Here is a 19,614-nt window from a genome sequence, read left to right as displayed (position 1 = left end):
GGGTGACCCGACAACGATGGGCGCTGCGTGCGCTCGGTGCCGCCGCCGTCCTCACGACCCTGTCCGCCGTCGCGGCCTGCGGCAGCGACTCCCCCGCGTCCACCTCGTCATCCGACGGTCCGCCGGCGGTCAGTGTGAGCGGCACCGGCGAGGTGGAGGGTGCTCCCGACACCCTCACCGCGCAGATCGGCGTGGAGACACAGGCCGGCGACGTGACCGCCGCGATCGAGGCCTCGAACGCCGCGATCACCACCGTGACGAACGCCGTGGTGTCGGCGGGCGTCAACCGCGCCGACGTGCAGACCCAACAGGTGTCGATCACGCCGCAGTACTCCGGCGCCCTCCCGGGTGGGACCAACGCCATATCGGGCTACCAGGCCACGAACACGCTGCGCGTGACGGTGCGTGACCTGTCGAAGGCATCGACCGTTCTCGGCGACGCCGTCTCGGCCGGCGGCAACGCGGCCCGACTCTCCGGGGTGTCGTTCCGGGTCGACGACATCTCCAAGCTGCTCTCCGACGCACGGTCTCGCGCCTTCGCCGACGCGAAGAAGCGGGCGGAGGAGTACGCCAAGCTGTCGGGCAGCGACCTCGGCAAGGTGCTCTCGATCAGTGAGAACGTCAGCGGACAGGAGCAGTCGTCGACCGCCGATTCGGCCCGCAGCGCACAGAGTCTCGCCGTCCCCATCGAGCCCGGTCAGCAGACGGTGAGTGTCTCGGTGAACGTGAAGTGGGCCCTGAGCTGAGCCCGCGGGGTGCGACCGGCGTCAGAGCCGGTCGAGGATGAGGTCGGTCTTGAGGATGTCGCCGTGGTAGAGCCATCCCTTGCCGTCGGCGATCGAGATCGCCTGCGACCGTAGGTTCGACGCCTCCGACCGAGTGTCGACGGTGAACGAGAACTCGATCACGGTCTGCGTCCCCGATCCCGACGCCGCGGGCACCGTCAGCACCTCGATACTCGGTGCCGTGCCCTGCCACGATCCGCTGTAGACCTTCGTGGTCACCGGGCCGTGGGCCGCGGACTCCGAGAGCCGGTCGGTCCCCCAGTTCTTCGACGTCCAGTCGTCGAGTTTGCCCGGGATGTTCGACACCAGCAGCCCACGCGCGGTCGATTCGCCGGGCAGCGTGGTGCCGGAGTATGTCGACGCACTTGACGATTTGTCGTTGCTGAAACTGAGCTCCTGCTGCGCGTAGCCCCAGTCGACCTGCGCGTCGTAGTTGGTGTCGGACGAGTCGAACCCGGCCGAATTGGCCGTGTTGAGTGCGGCGTCCACGTTCCCGTTCGTGACGTCGAAACGCTTCTTGTAGTTCAACTCCAGGTCCTTGCCGCTCTTGTGGCGCAGCCGCACACTCCATCCCTGGCCCTTCAGCGCACGCGAGCCGGTGTCGAAGTACTCGTACGACCGCGTCGAGGCCGTGGCCGACAGACCGAACGCCGATCGCACCGCGGACGTCGGGACACCCGAACCGTCGATCGCGGAGGCGAGGAAGTCCAGCTTCACCTCGTAGTCGGGGACGGCATTCGCGTCGGCGTGGGCAGTCGCGGTGGCGGCGCCGAACGAGACGGCCAGGGACGCGGAGACGATCAGTACGCGCAGGCGGTGTCGGGTCATGGCCGGGACCGTAAGCCGCGCTCATGAACGGCCGGTGGTCTCGACGCTCGCCGGCCGTTCACCGCCTCGTCACCCGACCGTCGCCCTGTCTTGGTAGGCCTTCGCGATGCACACGGACCGAAAGACACTGTTCCGCAGCACCATGACGGTCGTCGCCATCACCGGGATCGTCGCGGCCGGTGCGTGTTCCTCGGACTCGACGGACACGTCCGCGAACGGGCTGACCGCCACGACAGGACAGCCGACCACCTTCACCGCGGCCCAAGTGCTCGCGGCCACAGGCGGCGCGACGCCCGTGCGCTTCGCGCAGCCGGTCCACGGGACCATCCGGCCCGCGGCGAACGGTGGCATCACCTACATGCCGGCGGCCGGGTACTCGGGCACCGACACCATCTCCGCCACCACGTCCGACGCGGTGTCGCTGTACCCCTCCGACATCGCGCCGCTGACCACGATCGGTGGGGTGCCGATCGGCGGGAGCGCCTTCGGTTCGGCGTTGACCGCCGTCCCCGGCAGCACGACCGAGTTCTACGGTCTCACCGACCGTGGCCCGAACGTCGACGGGCGCACCGACAGCGAGAAGGTGTTGCCGCTGCCCGAGTTTCATCCCGCCATCGGTCGCTTCCGTCTCGTCGCCGGTCGCGCAGAACTGGTCTCGACGATCACCCTCGAGGGCACCGACGGTCAGCCCCTCAACGGCCTGGTCGATCCCCAGGCCACCACCGGCGAGACCCTCGTCGATCTCACGGGTGCGGCGCTGCCGACGTCCGATCACGGCCTCGACACCGAGGGCCTCGTGGCGCTACCCGACGGAACGTTCTGGATCTCCGACGAGTACGGGCCCTTCATCGTGCACGTCGATGCCACCGGGCGGGAACTCGATCGCCTGTCCCCTTCGACGGATCCCTCCCCCGCGAGCTCTCACTGCGCACGCCGAATCAGGGCATGGAGGGCCTGACCGTCACACCGGACGGCACCACCCTCGTCGGCATCATGCAATCGGCGCTGAGGACGCCGGGACTGTCCGGATCGGCGAAATCGGTTCCGGTGACACGCATCGTCACCGTCGACCTCCGCTCGCGCGCGGTGTCGGAGTACCTCTACCCCCTGGCGAATCCGCAGAAGACGAAGGTCGCGGTCTCGGAGATCACCGCCCTCAGCGCGACGCGCTTCATCGTCGACGAACGCGACGGCAAGCTCGAACCCGGGGCCGACAAGAAGCTCTGGCTCGCCGACATCTCCGGCGCGACCGATGTCGGGCCCCGCTCGCGTGTGGCGGGAAGTCGCTACGCCCCTGACGCCGGCGGACTGCTGGTGGGCAACCGTCCCATCGAGACCGCGGTCGGTGTCACGACCGACACCGACGCCGTCGCGCGCCTGCGATCGATGGGAATCGTCACGGCGGGCAAGACACTCGACGTCGACCTCCGCGGACTCGTCACCGGACTCGACCCCTCGGGCGGCTTCTTCGGCCACGACAAGATCGAGGGCGTGACGGCCCTCGACGGAGGCAAGCGTCTGGCGATCTCGAACGACAGTGACTTCGGGCTCGCCGGACTCGCCTCCACCACACCACCGTTCACCCTCGAACCGAAGACCCTGGCGAACGGGCTCCAGGATTCCGGCGAGATCCTCGTCATCGACACCACGAAACTGCCCGCCACGACACGTGACACCGACATCTCGGTCACCGTGCGGTGACCCCCGCGGCCAGGGCCGCGAAGTCTCTACGATGGCGAGATGCGACGCATCGTGATCGCCGTGGCGATCATCGCCGTCGCGCTTCTCGTGGGCGGGTCGGTCACATCGACCTCGACCGACCTCTCCCCCAATCGACGAGTCGCCGCGGTGTTCGTCGGTGACACCGACCGACACACCTGCACGGCCGAGTCGATCCACTCCACCACCGGCGACCTGATGCTGACGGCCGCCCACTGCGTCTCGGCGATCACCGCACCACTGCACGTGGTGCCCGGTTATGCCGCGGGCCGAGAACCGTTCGGGTCATGGTCGGTCACCGCCATCTATCTCGACCCGGCCTGGATCTCGGGCCAGGACGACAACCACGACTTCGCGGTACTGCGCGTCGCCCCGCCACCCGGGAAACATCGCCGATCCCTCGAGGCCGCCACCGGTCGCGGCTTCTCGTTCCTGCCGTTTCGCGCGGGTGTCGGGGTACGGGTGATCGGGTACGGCGCGGGCAGCGGCGACTCACCGGTCGGATGCCGCGGATCGACCCGCATCGCGCGCGGGGCCCCGACCATCACCTGTCGCGGGCTCGTCGACGGGACGAGCGGCTCGCCGTGGCTGGTGAAACGGTCCGTCATCGGGATTGTCGGCGGCTTCCACCAGGGCGGATGCGTCAGCTTCATCTCGCACTCGCCGATACTCTCCGACGGTCTGCCCGCGCTCATCGCCCGCGCGGAACGCAAGGGACCCGGCGACACGCCGCCCTCGACGGTCCCCGACGACTGCTGACGCACCGATCGGCACGGTCGGTGCGCAGTTTCGGCACACTCGCGGGTAGGTATCGGCACGCTCGGCGGCGTCATCCGGGACCTCCGCCGAGCGTGCCGAAGATCCCCGCCGTGTGCGCCGAGACTCAGTACAGGTAGACGACCGCGTCATCGCCACCGGTGCAGGTCACGGTGGGCCCCTCTGCCGCGCACATCATCCGGGTGGTCTCACCGGTCTCCGGACTCGTGGCCGAGATGGGCCGCGGCAGCTGCCCGGGCCGGCCGCTGCGCGCGTAGGCGATCCGCACCTCCTCGGCGAAACCACAACTCGTCGCCGAGTTCCCCACCGACGACGCCCGGTAGAGGCCGGTGCGGGCGTAGCGGATGGGACAGGGTGTCGACCCGTTCGGTGCACCCGACGCCGTGGTGACCGGTGCGCGGGACGGCGACGAGCTCGACCGCGACGACGAGGACGAGGGCGGGGCCGACGGGACGGATGACAGCGTCTCCGACGACCCGTCCGATGTCGTCGCGGTGGTCGTCACAGACGCCGCGGGAGCACCCGTGGGGAAGGTCCCGGCGGTGCTCGACCGTCCGAGCACCACGTAGCCGATGACCGCCGCGAGACCGATCACGAAGGCCAGGGCGAGGATCCCGACGAGAACGAGCGCACCGCGAGAGGGATTGGGGCGCCGGGGTGGCTCGGGCACGTCGGTCATGGTTGCTGATCCTAAGGTGATCGGCCCGCGAAACGCGGCCGTCAGGTCCCGTCGGTGCGCCAGGAACGCATGCCGAGGATGACCATGATCAGCTTGCGGCGGGTGCGTTCGAACAGTTCGTGATCGCCGGTCGGATCACGCCGGTTCGCGTCGAGCAGTTCCGCGACCGCCTGCAGTATCACCGTGACGATCAGATCGGCCGCGAGTTCGAGATCCTCCGCGCCCCAGCGGGCCATCTCGGGAATGCGGGAGAGATCGATCGCGAGCTCTTTGACGAACAAGCGCAGCTCGGTGTCGATCGCACGTCGGATCTCGGCGACCCCGCCGTGCTGCTCACGCACGAGGAAGCGGAACTGGGCCTCGTTGTCGCGAACCTGCCGGACGACGATCGCCAGCGAACTCTGCGCGGTGGGGACGGCGTCGCGGGCAGCGAGGTCGCGACGACCCTCCCGCAGCATGGTCCGCAGCACGCGCATCGAGTCCTCGACGAGCGTCACACCGAGGTCCTCCATGGAGGCGAAGTGCCGATAGAAGGCGGTGGGCACGATGCCCGCGGCCTTCGCGACCTCGCGCAGGCTGAGACTCGAGAAGCTGCGATCGACGACGAGGGCGAGGGTCTCGTCGAGGAGCGCCGACCGCGTTCTGCTCTTCCGCGCCGACCGGCTCTCGGCGGCGTCGACCGCGGCCGGACGACTCGCCGACCGAGACGCGCCGGACGTCCGCGAGCTCCGAGACGCCCGCGTCGTCAGGTCATCTACAGGGCGCGGCACCAGGCAAGTCTAGGCAGAACCGCTGCGTCCACACGTCCGACATGGCCCCCGGGAGTGAACTGCGTCACATGCGCGAAGGGTGTGTGACGGCCCCGACCGACCTCCGCCCTTGACCACTGCCCACCATCGAGTGGCACACTATCGGTGTACAAGTGTTCACCGAAATTGCTCGGCCCGCCGCTGTACCCCACACTCTCCCATCCTGATGGAGGCACCGATGTTCGAACGCTTCCCCGCCTTGTTCGGCTCCGTGATCGAAGCCGCGCTCGCCCCCCACCCCGTCGACCGATATCTCGAACTCGTCGACCCCATGATCACGTGGAGCGATCTGCGCGCCAAGGTCGTCGAGGTCCGCCGTCCCACCCCGCGCGCCGTCACCCTGGTGCTGGCCCCCACACGCCAGTGGACCGGCTTCCGCGCAGGTCAGTACATCCAGCTGAGCACCGTCATCAACGGCGTGCGCCACACCCGATGCTTCTCGCCGGCCAACGCCGAGAGCGGTCGCGACGGCCGGGTCGAGCTCACGATCACCGCCCACGACGACGGATTCGTCTCCAAACACCTGCGCGATCACGCGAAGGTCGGCGACGTCGTCGGCCTCACCCCTGCCACCGGAGACTTCGTGCTCCCCGAGCAGCGCCCCCGCAACGCGGTGTTCATCAGCGGCGGAAGTGGGGTGACACCTGTTCTCTCGATGTTGCGCACGCTCGTCGCCGAGCGTCACACCGGCCGGATGACCTTCATCCACTACGCCGCCTCGCCCGACGACGTCGCCTACGCCGACGAGCTCGTCGATCTCGACCGGCTCCACGACGCCGTCACCGTGCACACCATCCACACCCGCCACGCGGTCGACGGCGCCCGCCACAGCGGTCACCTCACCGACGAGCACCTGACCGATCTGGTGCCCGGCCTCGCCGACGTCGAGGTGTTCGTCTGCGGCCCTGCGGGACTCATGGACGCGGCGCGGGAGTTCTTCGACGTCCGCGGCCTGGGCGATCGGGTCCACAGCGAGGCGTTCACCGCGCCGGCATCCTTCGCACCCGATCCCGACGAGCCGGTGAGCGGCACGCTGCGCTTCGCATCGTCGAAGACCGAATCCGACAACGACGGCCGCACCATTCTCGAACAGGCCGAGGCCGCCGGGTTGACCCCGGAGTTCGGTTGCCGCATGGGGATCTGCTTCTCGTGCACCGCACCGAAGAAGTCGGGATGCACGCGCAACGTGCTCACCGGCGAGATGGACACCGAATCCGACAAGCACATCCAACTCTGTATCTCCGCGCCGGTCGGCGACGTCGAGATCGACATCTGAGAAAGGACACACCATGACGATCATGCAGCTGCCCACCACCATCGAGAACGACACCACCGACACCGATGCGGCCGACCCCAACCAGCTCGTCCTGAGCTACGAGGAGGTCGAGGAGCTCGGTCGCGAACTGGACGAACTGCGTGCGCGCATCGTCGCCGACCTCGGCGAGCGCGACCGCGAGTACATCTACAAGATCATCAAGGCGCAGCGCGGGTTCGAGGTCGCCGGCCGCGGCCTGGCCTACCTCGGGTGGTTCCCGCCGGCCTGGATCGCAGGCGTCGCCGCGCTGAGCGTGTCGAAGATCCTCGACAACATGGAGATCGGCCACAACGTCATGCACGGCCAGTACGACTGGATGCGTGAACCGTCGCTGAACTCGCGGGAGTTCGAGTGGGACACCGTGTGCCCGTCGGACCAGTGGCGTCACAGCCACAACTACATGCACCACACCTTCACCAACATCCTCGGCGAGGACCGCGACATCGGCTACGGCATCCTGCGCATGGACCGTGACCAGAAGTGGAACCCCTACTACCTGGGCAACCTCGCCTACGCGACCGCGCTGATGGTGGGCTTCGAGTGGGGCGTCATGCTCCACGACCTCGAGGTCGAGAACATCGTGGCCGGCAAGCGCAAGTGGACCGACGTCAAGGGGCTCGTGAAGGGCATGTGGCGCAAGGCCGGCAAGCAGGTCCTCAAGGACTACGTCGTCTACCCGGCGCTCACCGGGCCGCTGTTCCCGCTGACCCTGGCGGGCAACGTGAGCGCCAACCTGATCCGCAACCTGTGGACCTTCTCCATCATCTTCTGCGGGCACTTCCCGTCGGGGGTGCAGACCTTCACACCGGAGGAATGCGAGAACGAGACGAAGGGCCAGTGGTACCTGCGTCAGATGCTCGGCTCGGCCAACATCACCGGTAGCCCGCTCTTCCACATCATGAGCGGCAACCTCTCGCACCAGATCGAGCACCACCTGTTCCCCGACATCCCGGCCAACCGGTACCCGGAGATGGCGCCCGAGGTGCAGGCGATCTGCGAGAAGTACGGATTGCCCTACAACACAGGCACTTTCAGTCATCAGATCGGGTCGACGTGGAAGAAGATCGCGAAGCTGTCGCTGCCCAATTCGATGGTCTCCGACGACGTCGAGTTCAGTGTTAAGGTCGACCGGCAGAAGCAGGACGTGGCCTGAGCGGTCGCGGCGCGGCGACGACGTGAGGAGGCGGTGACGATGGTCGGACGGTTCGAACGCAACAAGGATCTGCTGCAGACCGCCGTCGAGTCCACCGCCACCCACGTCGGCCGCATCGCCACCATCATCACCGGCGCCGTCGTCGAGATCACCCGAGAGATCGGGGATCTCGTCGCCGACGGCGTCGAGATGCGTGAGGCGGCGAAGAAGGCCGAGATCGATGAGGGCGACCTGCCCGAGATCGACTCGCCCATCAACCCCGAGGACCATCCCGGCCGCGACTTCTGGGCCAAGCGCGAGAAGAACTGACCGGGCAATTGTCCGACCCGCTCGCTACTCTCTGCGGGTGCACACACATCTGATCGGTTGCGCGCGATGACCCGCCTCCGCGGCCTGGCCACCGCGGTCCTCACCTTCGCGATGTTCATGGATCTGATGGACGTCACCATCGTCAACGTCGCGTTGCCCGCGATCCGCGACGATCTCGACGCGAGTCCCTCACAGCTCGAGTGGCTCATCGGCGGATACGTGCTGGCGTTCGCCGGGGTTCTGATCACCGCCGGCCGCCTCGGCGATCGCTACGGTCGGCAACGGGTCTTCATCGTCGGCATCGTCGGCTTCACCCTGGCGTCCCTCACCGCGTCGCTGGCCCAGAACGGCGAGACACTTGTCGGGTCCCGTGTCGGGCAGGGCCTGTTCGCCGGCCTGATGGTCCCGCAGGTGCTCGCCAGCGTGCAGGCGCTCTACAAACCGCGCGAGCGCGCGCCGATCTTCGCGATCATCGGCGTCATCACGGCATTGGCCGCGGTCATCGGCCCCGTCCTCGGCGGGTGGCTGGTCACCAGCAACCCGTTCGGGGGCGGATGGCGTGCCATCTTCTTCATCAACGTTCCCGTCGGCGTCATCATCGCCATCGCTGCGGTCGCCTTCGTCCCGAACACCAAGGCAGAGCGTCCATCTCCGCTCGATCCGCTGGGCGTACTCCTCGCGGTGGGCGGCATCCTGCTGCTCGTCTACCCGTTGGTCGAGGGACGTCAGCTCGGCTGGCCGGTGTGGTCGTTCGTGCTGATGGCGCTGTCGCCGGTGGTGCTGTTGCTCTTCGTGCTGAACGAACGCCGCCACGACGCCGACGGCGCGATGATGCCGCTGAGACTGTTCACCGATCGCGGGTTCACCGGCGGCATCGCGATCCAGTTCCTGTTCCAGGGATCGATCACCTCGTTCTTCCTCATCCTCGCCCTCTACGTGCAGACCGGCCTCGGGTTCTCCGCGATCGCCTCGGGTGCACTCACCCTGCCGTTCAGTCTCGGGGCGATGCTCGCGGCCGGGGTCGCGGCCGCACTCGTCTCGCGTCTCGGCCGGATCCTCCCCGCGGTCGGCGGGGTGCTGATCACGATCGGCACCGCGTGGACCATCCAGGTCCTCCGGAGCGAGGGCACCTCGTACTCGGCGTGGGACTCGGTGATCCCGATGGCGATTGCCGGCATCGGGCTCACGGTCATGTTGGTGCCGCTGCTCGACATCGCGCTGGCGACGGTCGACACCCGTGACTCCGGCGCGGCGTCGGGTGTCCTCGGCACGTTCCAACAGGTGGGCGGCGCTCTCGGCGTCGCGGTCACCGGCGTCATCTTCTTCGACGCCGCGGGCCGCTACAGCCAGCCCGAGCTCCTGCACGCGCTGAGCCTCGCCGCGTGGGTACCGATCATCGGCTACGCCCTGGCCGCGGCATCGGCGGCACTGCTGCCCCGCCTCGACGTCGTGAAAGAGCACCTGGCGTCACTGGACAGCGAGGACGCCGAGCCGGCGATCGCGTGAGACATACCCCCACATCTATTCCCACCGTCGGACATCGGCCCAGCGTGGCGCCAACGATTGCCCGGGGTGGACGGCCGCATTAGTGTCGGCCACGTGTCGAATCAGACTGTCCCCACCGAGCCCGCCGCACGGCGACGGCCGGCCGCGTTGACCTTCCCCAACCCGGTCAACGAGTACGCCGCGCGTTCCACGGCGGCACTGGTCGTGGTGCTCGCGATCGTGACGATCGTCGTCGACAACCCGATCCTCTACGCCGTGCTCGCGGCGGGATTTCTGCTCCGCGTCATCTCCGGCCCCACCCTGTCCCCCTTCGGACAGCTGTCGGTCCGCGTGATCGTGCCCCGGCTGGGCCTCACCAAGATGGTCCCCGGCCCGCCCAAGCGTTTCGCCCAGGCGATCGGCCTCACCATCACCGGCGTCGCTCTCATCCTCAGTCTGCTCGGCTTCGGCCTCGCCGCCCAGATCACGGTCGGGCTCGTGGTGATCGCCGCACTGCTCGAGTCGGCTGCCGGGATCTGCCTCGGCTGCATCATCTTCGGCTTCCTCCAGCGCCGCGGCGTCATCCCCGAGAGCGTGTGCGAGGCCTGCAACAACATCTCGCTGCGCTCACCGGCCTGACGCGCGCCTCTACGAGATCGAGAGCGCGATCCCGTCGAGGATGTCGTGCTCACTCACCACGAGTTCGGTGATCCCCGCCCGCTCGGCGAGCACCCGCGCGAGTTCGAGCGTCACCAGCGAGCCCCCGCCGATCACGTCGACACGGCCCGGGTGCATCGGACCCAGCGCGGCGCGGTCCTCGCGGGTCATCGACACCAGTCGCTCGCACACCTGGGTCAGATCGCCCAGCGCGATCCGCGATCGGTGGATGCGTTCGGCGTCGTAGGTGGGGAGATCGAGAGCGAGTGCCGCCAGCGTCGTCATCGTGCCGGCCACGCCCACCCAGGTGCGCGCCTGATCGACCGGCACCACGGCGAAGGCACGGGCGAGTTCGGTCGCCGCGATATCGCGCGCCCGGGAGACCTCATCGGCGGTCGGCGGATCGGAGTGCAGCACCCGTTCGGTGAGCCGCACGCACCCGACGTTCGTCGAGAACGCTGCCGACACCCCGGAGCCCGCGTCGCCGAGGACCACCTCGGTCGATCCGCCACCGAGGTCGGTCACCACGAACGGGCCGAGCGCCGGGTCGAACTCGCCGACGGCGCCGGCGAACGACAACCGCGCCTCCTCGTCACCGGTGATCACCTCGGCGACCGCACCGTCCGACACACGGCCGAGCAGCTCACGGGTCATGGCGAAGAACTCGTCACGGTTGCCCGCGTCGCGGGTCGCCGACGTGGCGACCATCCGCACCGCCGTGACACCGTTGGCCTCCATCACCGTCACGTAGTCGGCCAACGCCGTGCGCGTGCGGGCCAGGGCGCCGGTCGTGAACTCGCCGGTCGCATCGACACCTTCACCGAGCCGCACCACGCGCATCTCGCGGTGCACGTCGAGCAGGCCGCCGTCGTCGTCGCGGCGGGAGATGAGCAGTCGGATCGAGTTGGTGCCGCAGTCGACGGCGGCGACGGTGCTCACGACGAGCCCTCCACATCGAGATCGGGGAAGTCGGCGGCACGGGGCCAGTCGGCGGGCAACGCCGTTCCGCGCAAGGATGATTCGGCCGCCAGCGCCACCGCCTCGTCGCCGAACGGGTTCGCCCCCGGGCCCTTCGCCAGCGAATGCGCGATGAGCACATGCAGACATTTCACGCGGTCGGGCATACCGCCGCCGGTGAAATCCGTACCCAACGATTCGATCTCGTCACGCTCGGCGAGATACGACAGGTGGGCGTCGCGGTACCGTGCCGCGAGCTCGGTGTCGGTCAGCAGCCGCTGCGACATCGACCGCATCACCCCTGCCGACTCCAGTCGGCTCGCCTCGGCGGTCAGCCGCGGGTCGGTCAGGTAGAACAAAGTCGGGAACGGCGTGCCGTCGGGCAGCCGCGGCGCGGTCTTCACCACCGCGGGGGCACCGTCGGGCGTGCGGTAGCTGATCTCCAGCACACCGCGCGGCTCGCGCCCGAGTTGCGCGGCGACCGCGGCGAGATCCTCCTGCGAGGGCTGCCGGTGGGCCTGATCGGTCACTCCCGGTCTGTCCTCACCGGTCGACCGGCGTGGACACCGAGTCCAGGAGGTTGGTGTACCAGGCGTTGCCGGCGCGACGTTCGGCCCGCTTCTCCTCGTCGGACTTCGCGGGCGGTGTCGGGAACTGCATGACGACGGCCTTGTCACCGGGCATCACGAACTGGAGACGATCGCGGGCCTGGGCCTGGATGTACGCGGGATCGTTCTGCTCGTCGACCTTCGACTGCAGCTCCGAGACCTCGGTGCGCAGCGAGGTGTTCGCTCCCGCGAGCTGATCCGATTCCGACTGCTGCGAGAAGTACGTTCGCAACGGCACCGCGAGCGTCAACGCGACGACGCTCACCACCATCGCGAGCAGCACCGCACGTTTCGGGCTCATGCCCCGCACCAGACGCCGACGCGGACGATCGTCGACGACGGCCGTCGAGCCGACGTCCCGACCGGCCTCGTCTCGGGGCGAGCGGTCGATGTTGTCGTCGACCGAGGCCGCCGTGTCGAGAGGATCCGGCGTCACCGGGGTCTCGGCACGACGTGACTCGGTGCGTGCCCGGTCCATGCGCGAGCCGCTCACACGACGACCGTCGGCGCGACGTGCCGGGGTCGGGCGCGCAGAACCGCGCCCCCGCCCCCGTCGATCGTTGCGCCCGGTCATCGGTCGTAGCCCGTCACGGTCCGAGTCCTCCTGCTCAGCCCTCGAACGAGAAGCGCGGGAACGCCAGATCGCCTGCGTAGCGGGCGGCGTCGCCCAGGCCCTCCTCGATACGGAGAAGCTGGTTGTACTTCGCGACGCGCTCGCTGCGCGCCGGGGCACCGGTCTTGATCTGGCCACAGCTGCACGCGACGGCGAGGTCGGCGATGGTGGTGTCCTCGGTCTCGCCGGAACGGTGGCTCATCATCGTCTTGTAGCCGTTGTTGTGCGCGAGCGCGACGGCGTCGAGGGTCTCGGTGAGGGTGCCGATCTGGTTCACCTTGACGAGCAACGCGTTGGCGGCACCCTTGTTGATGCCGTCCTCGAGGCGCTCGGGGTTGGTGACGAAGAGGTCGTCACCGACGAGCTGCACCTTGTCGCCGATCGACTCCGTCAGCGACACCCAACCGTCCCAGTCGTTCTCGTCGAGCGGGTCCTCGATCGAGACGAGCGGGTACGACGCCACGAGCTCGGCGTAGAACGCCGACATCTCGGCCGCGGTCTTGGTCTCCTTCTCGAACGCGTAACCGGTTCCTGCGGTGTAGAACTCGGTCGCGGCGACGTCGAGCGCGAGCGCGATGTCGCGACCGGGGGTCAGCCCGGTCTTGCCGATGGCCTCGAGGATGAGGTCGAGCGCGGCCTTGGTGCCCGCGAGGTCGGGGGCGAAGCCGCCCTCGTCGCCGAGACCGGTCGAGAGGCCCTTGTCCTTGAGCACCGACTTCAGCGCGTGGTAGACCTCCGCGCCCCAGCGCAGCGCCTCCTTGAAGGTCGGCGCGCCGACGGGGGCGATCATGAACTCCTGCACGTCGACGCCGCTGTCGGCGTGGGCGCCACCGTTGATGATGTTCATCATCGGCACGGGGAGGATGTGTGCGTTGGGTCCACCGACGTAACGGAACAGCGGCAGCCCGGCCGACTCCGCAGCGCCCTTGGCGACCGCGAGCGACACACCGAGCAGGGCGTTGGCGCCGAGTCGCGACTTGTCGGCGGTGCCGTCGAGATCGAGCAGCGCCTGGTCGACGACGCGCTGGTCGTCGGCCTCGATGCCGATGACCGCGGGGGCGATCTCGCCGAGGACGGACTCGACGGCCTTGGTCACGCCCTTGCCGCCGTAGCGGTCGCCGCCGTCGCGCAGCTCGACGGCCTCGTGCTCACCGGTGGAGGCGCCTGAGGGCACCGCAGCGCGGGTGAAGGTCCCGTCGTCGAGGACCACCTCGACCTCGACGGTCGGATTTCCCCGGGAGTCGAGTATCTCTCGCGCTCCCACCTGATCGATCGTGGCCACGTGGCGCCCCTTCGTCGTCGCTCGACGGCGTCGGTGAGACCGGGTGTCGGTCACCGAACGCCATGTTCGGGTCAAAGACTAATGCCAAGCACCCCGTCGACCGGCGTCTGACTCGCCCGCGCCGACGACCGACTCGGCCAGGGACGGCCGCACCGATGGCTAGAAGGCGACGTCGACCGAGTAGGCGTTGGCGTGATCGCGGACGTCGAGCACGTATTTCATCGAGTTGTTGTAGACCATGACCGCCTTCTCCCACCCCTGCGGCGTGGTCAGGTCCCCACCGGAGACACACAGGTACCGCGCAGCCGACAACGCCGCGTCGTCGATGTTGTCGGGGCTCGCGACCCCGTCGCCGTTGGCGTCGACGCCGTAGCGCTTCCACGTCTCGGGGATGAACTGGAACGGCCCCATCGCGCGGTCGAGGGTGCTGTCGCCGTCGAGGGTGCCGCCGTCGGTGTCGGCGATCTTCGCGTTGCCCGACGTGCCGTCGAGCAGCACACCTCGGATCGGTGGGCGCACGTCGCCGTTGGGCGCGACCGTCGAGCCCCGGTAGGTCCCGTGCTTGCTCTCCACGCCGGCCACCCCGGCCAGGGTGGTCCAGGCCAGACCGCATTCGGGGTGCTGCTGTCGCTGGATCTCCGCGGCGTTGCCGTAGGCCTCCATCGAGGTCAGCGGGATGCCGGTCGAGGCGGCGATGGGTCGCGCCCAGGCCTCGAGACGGTCGGCCGTCCGACCGGGGGCGTTGATGTCGAGATACGGGACCGCAGCGCCCGGACCGGGCGGGACGCCGTCGGGGATCGGCGCCGACTGGCGTCCGGGGAGATCGATACACGCGCTCGCCATCACCGCCACCACCGGCGCCAACACCAGCGGTGCCAGCGTGCGTGAGCGACGGCGCGCGCCGACCGTCCACGGTGATCGCACTGGCCTGCGCACGGTCGACCCCTTTCTGTTCATCGGTCCAGCGTCTCAACTGCTCGGCGACATTTATCGTTCCCACGCCGCACGGGGTACTCTCCCGAAGTTAGCCTTACCGAACGTTGCACAGCCTTAGCTGAGCCCGGCCAGTTCGCCCGAACCCCGAAGGATCACGCCACATGAACTCCCCCTCCGTGGTGACCCAGTTGTTCGGTAGTGGACTCATCGGCGTGCGCGAGGGCCTCGAGACCGGGATCGTCGTGATGATCCTGGTCGCGTTCCTCGTCAAATCCGACCGTCGTGACGCGCTGCGGTGGGTGTGGACCGGCGTGGCGGCCGCGGTCGCCATGGTGTTCGCGGTGTTCGCGGGCATCCATTACGGCACCTCCACCATCTCCGGGCTGGCCGCCGAGGCGGTCGCCGGCGTCGCCTCGCTGGTCGCGGTCGTCATCGTCACGCTGATGGTTCTGTGGATGCGCGGGGCCGCCGCGCACATCTCGGGCGATCTGAAGGCCGGGATGGGCCGCGCACTCGAACTCGGCGCACCCGCCGTCCTCGCCCTGGCGTTCCTCGCCGTCGGTCGTGAGGGCATCGAGACGGCGCTGCTCATGGTCGGCTACGCCGAGAACACCTCCGGCAGCAGCTGGCCGTTGGTCGGGCTGCTCATCGGCGTCCTCATCGCGGTGGGCATCACCATCGGCCTCTACTTCGGCACCGTGAAGATCAACCTGCAGAAGTTCTTCACCTACACCGGCGCGTTCCTCATCGTCGTCGCGGCCGGGATCCTGGCCTACGGGATCCACGCCGTGCAGACCGTCGGCTGGCTCCCCGGACTGTCCGATCGCGCGTTCGACATCTCCTCGGTGTACGACCAGTCGTCGTGGTACGGAACGCTTCTCGGTGGCATCTTCAACTTCACTCCGGAGCCCACGGTGCTCCAGGTCGTCGCGTGGGTCGCCTACCTCGCCGTCGTGATGACCCTGTTCTTCCGCCCGCGTCGCAGCACCGGCCAGTCCACGGCCGCCGCACCTGCCGCACGCGTCGAGACCCCGGCCGCCCAGTGAGCCGGATGCTGAAAGGGAACCCGGTGACATCCAGGCTCATCACGACCACTGCCGCGTGCGCGGCGCTCGCTGCGCCACTGCTCCTCGCCGCGTGCACCGAGAAGGCGACGTCGTCGGAGAAGACGATCGCCGTCACCTCCACCGACAGCTCGTGCGACCTGTCGACGTCGGAGGCGCAGACCGGCAACGTCGACTTCACCGTCAACAACAACGGCGACAAGGTCACCGAGTTCTACGTCTACGGCAACAACAACCGTGTGCTCGGCGAGGTCGAGAACATCGGTCCCGGCCTCACCGGCAAGCTCACCGTCGAGATCGTCGACCCCGCCACCTACCAGGTCGCCTGCAAGCCGGGCATGGTCGGCGACGGGATCCGCAAGGACCTCACCGTCTCCGGCGAGAAGAAGGAGAAGTCGCAGGCGCCGGCCAGTGTCGAGACCGCCAAGCAGACCTACCTCACCTACGTCCGCGGCCAGCTCAACGGGCTGCAGGCACAGACGAAGTCGTTCACCGACGCGATCATCGCCGGCGACCTCGACGCCGCACGGGCGCAGTTCGGACTCACCCGCACCTTCTACGAACGCATCGAGCCCGTGGCCGAGTCGTTCCCCGACCTCGACCCCGCCATCGACATGCGGTGGGACGACACCGCCGACGGCAGTGAGCCGTTCACCGGCTTCCACCGCCTCGAGCGTTTCCTGTGGCCGCCGCAGCAGTCCGACGTCGGCGAGCAGGGCAGCGATGTCGCCGCCGCCGACCTGGCCAACAGCCGCACCGCCGACACCAAGGACGCGATCGACAAGGTCGCCGCCCAGCTGAACACCGACGTGGGCCGTCTCGTGACCGAGGTCGCCAAGCCCGACTTCACCTTCGAGACACAGTCGTTCGTGAAGGGCCCGCAGGCCCTTGTCGACGAGATCGCGGCGACCAAGGTCGGCGGCGAGGAGGATCGCTACTCCCACACCGACCTGTTCGACTTCGCCGCCAACATCGACGGCTCGGAGACGCTCATCGCCGATCTGCAGCCGGTCATCTCGGCGAAGAACCCGGCGCTGATGGACAAGATCACCGCGCAGTTCCAGACCATCCGCAACGACATCAACTCGTTCCGCTCCGGCGACGGGTACGTCTCCTACGACACCGTCCCCGCCGAGAAGCGGAAGTCGTTGTCGGATCAGATCGATGCCCTGTCGCAGTCGCTGAGCCAGGTTCCGGGGCTGGTGCTGGGTCAGTGACCGAACCCACCGCTCCCACTCCCGGACCACCGACGTCGTCTCGGCGGTTCTCCCGTCGCACGCTGTTCGGTGCGACGGGCGCGGGGGTGGTGGTCGCGGCCGCCGCGGGTGTCACCGGCGCCCGTCTCGCCGAGGGCGACTCGTCGTCATCGGATGTCGTGGCGTTCCGCGGGACCCGGCAGGCCGGCATCATCACCGAGGCGCAGGACCGACTCCACTTCGCCTCGTTCGACGTGATCACCGACTCGCGCGACGAGCTGATCGACATGCTCAAGCGCTGGACCTCCGCGGCCGAGCGCATGACCAAGGGCCAGGAGACCGTCGACGGCGGGGCCGTCGACCACGGTGAGTACAACCCTCCCGCCGACACCGGCGAGGCACTCGGGCTCGAGGCCTCGGCGCTGACGTTGACCGTCGGTTTCGGTCCCGGCCTGTTCGGACCCAGCGCGTCAGACCCGTCACGCGGCGATCGCTTCGGCATCGGAGACCGCAAACCCGCTGCGCTGAAGGATCTCCCGGGATTCGCCAAGGATGCGATCGAGCCGTCGCGCAGCCACGGCGACATCTGCGTGCAGGCGTGTGCCAACGACCCGCAGGTGGCGGTGCACGCCATCCGCAACCTCGCTCGACTCGGTTTCGGTGTGGTGAGCGTGCGGTGGTCCCAGCTCGGCTTCGGCCGCACCTCGACGACCACCGCCAACCAGCAGACACCGCGGAACATGTTCGGGTTCAAGGACGGCACCGCGAACATCCGCGCCGAGCAGACCGACGTCCTCGACCGGTGGGTGTGGGTCGACCCGGCCGACAACCCGGCCTCGGCGCAGTGGATGACCGGCGGCAGCTACCTCGTCGCGCGCCGCATCCGCATGGACATCGAGCCCTGGGACCGCGCGAACCTCTCCGAGCAGGAGGCCATCGTCGGACGCACCAAGGGCGTCGGCGCCCCGCTGGGCATGACCCGCGAGGACGACACCCCGAACTTCGCGGTCGCCACCTCCGACGGACCGACCATCGCCCGCGACGCGCACGTCCGACTCGCCCACCCGGACAACCTGAACGGCATCCAGATCCTGCGGCGCGGTTACAACTTCACCGACGGCTCCGACGGTTTCGGCCACCTCGACGCCGGCCTGTTCTTCATCGCCTACTGCCGCGACCCGGGCGCCCAGTTCGTGCCCATGCAGCGCCAACTCGCCTCCAAGGACGCGATGATGGAGTACCTGTCGCACAACGGCAGCGCACTGTTCGCCTGCCCGCCCGGGTTGAAGCCCGGCGAGTGGTGGGGACAGCACCTCTTCACCTGATCGGTACCGTGGACTCGTGGACATCGACCGCTGGCGCAGCCGACTCCCGGTCCGTCGATCGTCCGACGCCGAGATCATCGGCTGGACGATCTCGAAGGATCCCTACGCAGACGTCGTCGACGCGGTGAACCCCGTCGGACAGGTCGTCGCCACCGCGATCGACATCGCCGACGCCGCCGAGGTGTTGGCGGCGCGAGGGCTCGCGTCGTTGACCGCACCGTGTTGGGCGCGGGCGCCGATCCCGATCACCCGCGACACCGACTTCACCCGGCCGCAACCGGAGTGGCGGTGGCGGCGGGTGGCGATGACCCAGCTCGACGACAACGCCGTGTGGATCCGCGCCGCCTATCCGCACCACGCCGAACGGTTCACCGAGGTGCCGCTGCGGCTCCCCGCCGACGACATCCTCCTGCTCGACCCGCCGACGACCGACGAGTAGCCCTCAGTCGATCGACACGAACCCGCGACGCCAGTCCTCGGGATCGGGCGCGGTGACCCCGGCGGTCCGGAGAGCCTTCTCCGCGGTGCGTACCCGATCCATGAAGGCGACGATGCGGCTGCGCTGACGGTCCTCGAGACTGGCCTCCGGGTCGCCGGCGAGATGGGTCGCGAAGTGGATCGTCAACAGCGACTCCGGGATCAGGTCACGCGGGAAAGCCGCCGCGTCAAGACGCTCGATCACCTTCTGCGTCAACGCCAACGCCGGTTGCGACACCGCCACGCCGTCCAGCACGGAGTCGCGGGCCTTCTCGGCGGCCTTGCTCTCCTCCCATTGACGCAGTTGCGTCTCGAGATCGGTCTCCCCCGCCAACACACCGGCCGTGCGCGAGGAGATCTTCGCGGTGAACGCACGTGCGACGTCGTCGATGTCGAACGGTTCGGTCGGATCGTCGGAGGCGATCCGCGCGTGGAACAGCACCTGCAACAGGATGTCGGCGAGTTCCTCGAGAAGGTCGGCGCGGCTGCCGCCCTCGATGGCGTCGAGCAGTTCGTAGGTCTCCTCGAGCAGATAGCGACGCAGCGAGTCGTGGGTCTGCGCCGCCTCCCAGGGGCCGGTGCGGCGCAGACGATCCATCAGCTCGACGGCCTCGAGCAGTGCCTCACCGCTGCGCGGACG

21 protein-coding genes and 1 pseudogene are annotated in these 19,614 nt (G+C 68.6%); 13 read left to right on the top strand and 9 right to left on the bottom strand.

The window, feature by feature from the left end:
* The first annotated feature begins 2 nt into the window (after positions 1-2).
* The gene (locus TU34_RS06395) at positions 3-746 is read left to right on the top strand and encodes an SIMPL domain-containing protein (RefSeq protein ID WP_045822019.1); all 744 of its coding nucleotides are present in this window, start codon (positions 3-5) and stop codon (positions 744-746) included.
* A gap of 21 nt (positions 747-767) precedes the next feature.
* Here TU34_RS06395 and TU34_RS06390 read toward each other — a convergent pair whose 3' ends face one another.
* Positions 768-1,613 carry a hypothetical protein gene (locus TU34_RS06390; protein WP_045822018.1) on the bottom strand — a complete coding sequence of 282 codons (846 nt, stop codon included), beginning with the start codon at positions 1,611-1,613 and terminating at the stop codon, positions 768-770.
* A 106-nt stretch (positions 1,614-1,719) separates the two neighbouring features.
* Between TU34_RS06390 and TU34_RS24555 the strand changes: the two genes are divergently transcribed.
* From TU34_RS24555 to TU34_RS06380, 3 genes are read left to right on the top strand one after another with little or no spacing between them, the layout of a single operon-like run.
* The gene (locus TU34_RS24555) at positions 1,720-2,571 is read left to right on the top strand and encodes an esterase-like activity of phytase family protein (RefSeq protein WP_338062986.1); all 852 of its coding nucleotides are present in this window, start codon (positions 1,720-1,722) and stop codon (positions 2,569-2,571) included.
* A complete protein-coding gene (locus TU34_RS24550) occupies positions 2,559-3,314 on the top strand; it encodes an esterase-like activity of phytase family protein (protein ID WP_338062985.1) in 756 nt (251 codons plus the stop codon). The genes TU34_RS24555 and TU34_RS24550 overlap by 13 nt, the downstream gene beginning before the upstream one ends.
* Before the next feature lie 39 nt (positions 3,315-3,353).
* Entirely contained in the window at positions 3,354-4,091 is a 738-nt protein-coding gene (locus tag TU34_RS06380) for a trypsin-like serine peptidase (protein ID WP_045822017.1), read from the top strand.
* Positions 4,092-4,215: 124 nt separating this feature from the next.
* Here the strand turns inward: TU34_RS06380 and TU34_RS06375 are convergent, their stop codons facing one another.
* Together TU34_RS06375 and TU34_RS06370 are read right to left on the bottom strand one after the other, a co-directional pair.
* A complete protein-coding gene (locus tag TU34_RS06375) occupies positions 4,216-4,788 on the bottom strand; it encodes a hypothetical protein (protein ID WP_052688781.1) in 573 nt (190 codons plus the stop codon).
* A 41-nt stretch (positions 4,789-4,829) separates the two neighbouring features.
* Positions 4,830-5,558: a TetR family transcriptional regulator gene (locus TU34_RS06370; protein WP_238981192.1), complete on the bottom strand. Its 729-nt coding sequence runs from the start codon at positions 5,556-5,558 to the stop codon at positions 4,830-4,832.
* A gap of 217 nt (positions 5,559-5,775) precedes the next feature.
* On the opposite strand from TU34_RS06370, the gene TU34_RS06365 reads away from it, so the two are divergent.
* From TU34_RS06365 to TU34_RS06345, 5 genes are all read left to right on the top strand, one after another.
* Positions 5,776-6,873: a ferredoxin reductase gene (locus TU34_RS06365; protein ID WP_082079986.1), complete on the top strand. Its 1,098-nt coding sequence runs from the start codon at positions 5,776-5,778 to the stop codon at positions 6,871-6,873.
* A gap of 22 nt (positions 6,874-6,895) precedes the next feature.
* Entirely contained in the window at positions 6,896-8,065 is a 1,170-nt protein-coding gene (locus TU34_RS06360; RefSeq protein ID WP_150116444.1) for a fatty acid desaturase family protein, read from the top strand.
* 39 nt (positions 8,066-8,104) lie between these two features.
* Complete coding sequence (locus TU34_RS06355) at positions 8,105-8,374, top strand: hypothetical protein (protein WP_045822236.1); 270 nt, start codon at positions 8,105-8,107, stop codon at positions 8,372-8,374.
* Positions 8,375-8,440: 66 nt separating this feature from the next.
* The gene (locus tag TU34_RS06350; protein WP_045822014.1) at positions 8,441-9,880 is read left to right on the top strand and encodes a DHA2 family efflux MFS transporter permease subunit; all 1,440 of its coding nucleotides are present in this window, start codon (positions 8,441-8,443) and stop codon (positions 9,878-9,880) included.
* Positions 9,881-9,973: 93 nt separating this feature from the next.
* Positions 9,974-10,498 carry a DUF4395 domain-containing protein gene (locus TU34_RS06345; protein ID WP_045822013.1) on the top strand — a complete coding sequence of 175 codons (525 nt, stop codon included), beginning with the start codon at positions 9,974-9,976 and terminating at the stop codon, positions 10,496-10,498.
* A 9-nt stretch (positions 10,499-10,507) separates the two neighbouring features.
* On the opposite strand, the gene TU34_RS06340 is transcribed toward TU34_RS06345, so the two are convergent.
* The 5 genes from TU34_RS06340 to TU34_RS06320 all read right to left on the bottom strand — a co-directional run bounded on the left by TU34_RS06340 (position 10,508) and on the right by TU34_RS06320 (position 14,819).
* A complete protein-coding gene (locus tag TU34_RS06340) occupies positions 10,508-11,455 on the bottom strand; it encodes a Ppx/GppA phosphatase family protein (RefSeq protein WP_045822012.1) in 948 nt (315 codons plus the stop codon).
* Positions 11,452-12,003, bottom strand: a complete 552-nt coding sequence (locus TU34_RS06335; RefSeq protein ID WP_045822011.1) for a DUF501 domain-containing protein — start codon at positions 12,001-12,003, stop codon at positions 11,452-11,454. The genes TU34_RS06340 and TU34_RS06335 overlap by 4 nt, the downstream gene beginning before the upstream one ends.
* Positions 12,004-12,016: 13 nt before the next feature.
* Complete coding sequence (locus TU34_RS22660) at positions 12,017-12,574, bottom strand: FtsB family cell division protein (RefSeq protein ID WP_238981191.1); 558 nt, start codon at positions 12,572-12,574, stop codon at positions 12,017-12,019.
* A 115-nt stretch (positions 12,575-12,689) separates the two neighbouring features.
* A complete protein-coding gene (gene eno, locus TU34_RS06325; RefSeq protein WP_045822009.1) occupies positions 12,690-13,976 on the bottom strand; it encodes a phosphopyruvate hydratase in 1,287 nt (428 codons plus the stop codon).
* 159 nt (positions 13,977-14,135) lie between these two features.
* Complete coding sequence (locus tag TU34_RS06320) at positions 14,136-14,819, bottom strand: lytic transglycosylase domain-containing protein (protein WP_238981210.1); 684 nt, start codon at positions 14,817-14,819, stop codon at positions 14,136-14,138.
* A 254-nt stretch (positions 14,820-15,073) separates the two neighbouring features.
* Here TU34_RS06320 and efeU point away from each other — a divergent pair, with 254 nt between their 5' ends.
* From efeU to TU34_RS06300, 4 genes are read left to right on the top strand one after another with little or no spacing between them, the layout of a single operon-like run.
* Positions 15,074-15,958 carry an iron uptake transporter permease EfeU gene (gene efeU / locus TU34_RS06315; RefSeq protein WP_045822007.1) on the top strand — a complete coding sequence of 295 codons (885 nt, stop codon included), beginning with the start codon at positions 15,074-15,076 and terminating at the stop codon, positions 15,956-15,958.
* Between the two features lie 5 nt (positions 15,959-15,963).
* Entirely contained in the window at positions 15,964-17,193 is a 1,230-nt protein-coding gene (gene efeO, locus TU34_RS06310) for an iron uptake system protein EfeO (protein ID WP_045822006.1), read from the top strand.
* The gene (gene efeB / locus TU34_RS06305) at positions 17,190-18,497 is read left to right on the top strand and encodes an iron uptake transporter deferrochelatase/peroxidase subunit (RefSeq protein ID WP_045822005.1); all 1,308 of its coding nucleotides are present in this window, start codon (positions 17,190-17,192) and stop codon (positions 18,495-18,497) included. Before efeO ends, efeB begins: the two co-directional genes overlap by 4 nt.
* Before the next feature lie 16 nt (positions 18,498-18,513).
* Positions 18,514-18,936 carry a hypothetical protein gene (locus TU34_RS06300; RefSeq protein WP_045822004.1) on the top strand — a complete coding sequence of 141 codons (423 nt, stop codon included), beginning with the start codon at positions 18,514-18,516 and terminating at the stop codon, positions 18,934-18,936.
* 3 nt (positions 18,937-18,939) lie between these two features.
* On the opposite strand, the pseudogene TU34_RS06295 reads toward TU34_RS06300, so the two are convergent.
* Positions 18,940-19,611, bottom strand: a pseudogene (locus tag TU34_RS06295) (nucleoside triphosphate pyrophosphohydrolase); the annotation flags it as partial.
* Positions 19,612-19,614: the final 3 nt, after the last annotated feature.

The organism is Williamsia herbipolensis (assembly GCF_000964005.1).
In the GTDB taxonomy this organism is placed as follows: Bacteria; Actinomycetota; Actinomycetes; order Mycobacteriales; family Mycobacteriaceae; genus Williamsia_A; species Williamsia_A herbipolensis.
Note: the sequence above shows the minus strand (reverse complement) of the source record. Positions and strands in the feature narration are given on the sequence as shown.

What these genes read in the sequence shown, in the direction of transcription:
- TU34_RS06390 (WP_045822018.1), bottom strand. Translation starts at nt 1,613, where the DNA reads ATGACCCGACACCGCCTGCGCGTACTGATCGTCTCCGCGTCCCTGGCC.
- TU34_RS24555 (WP_338062986.1), top strand. Translation starts at nt 1,720, where the DNA reads ATGCACACGGACCGAAAGACACTGTTCCGCAGCACCATGACGGTCGTC.
- TU34_RS24550 (WP_338062985.1), top strand. Translation starts at nt 2,559, where the DNA reads ATGGAGGGCCTGACCGTCACACCGGACGGCACCACCCTCGTCGGCATC.
- TU34_RS06380 (WP_045822017.1), top strand. Translation starts at nt 3,354, where the DNA reads ATGCGACGCATCGTGATCGCCGTGGCGATCATCGCCGTCGCGCTTCTC.
- TU34_RS06375 (WP_052688781.1), bottom strand. Translation starts at nt 4,788, where the DNA reads ATGACCGACGTGCCCGAGCCACCCCGGCGCCCCAATCCCTCTCGCGGT.
- TU34_RS06365 (WP_082079986.1), top strand. Translation starts at nt 5,776, where the DNA reads ATGTTCGAACGCTTCCCCGCCTTGTTCGGCTCCGTGATCGAAGCCGCG.
- TU34_RS06360 (WP_150116444.1), top strand. Translation starts at nt 6,896, where the DNA reads ATGCAGCTGCCCACCACCATCGAGAACGACACCACCGACACCGATGCG.
- TU34_RS06355 (WP_045822236.1), top strand. Translation starts at nt 8,105, where the DNA reads ATGGTCGGACGGTTCGAACGCAACAAGGATCTGCTGCAGACCGCCGTC.
- TU34_RS06350 (WP_045822014.1), top strand. Translation starts at nt 8,441, where the DNA reads ATGACCCGCCTCCGCGGCCTGGCCACCGCGGTCCTCACCTTCGCGATG.
- TU34_RS06320 (WP_238981210.1), bottom strand. Translation starts at nt 14,819, where the DNA reads ATGGCGAGCGCGTGTATCGATCTCCCCGGACGCCAGTCGGCGCCGATC.
- efeU (WP_045822007.1), top strand. Translation starts at nt 15,074, where the DNA reads ATGAACTCCCCCTCCGTGGTGACCCAGTTGTTCGGTAGTGGACTCATC.
- efeO (WP_045822006.1), top strand. Translation starts at nt 15,964, where the DNA reads ATGCTGAAAGGGAACCCGGTGACATCCAGGCTCATCACGACCACTGCC.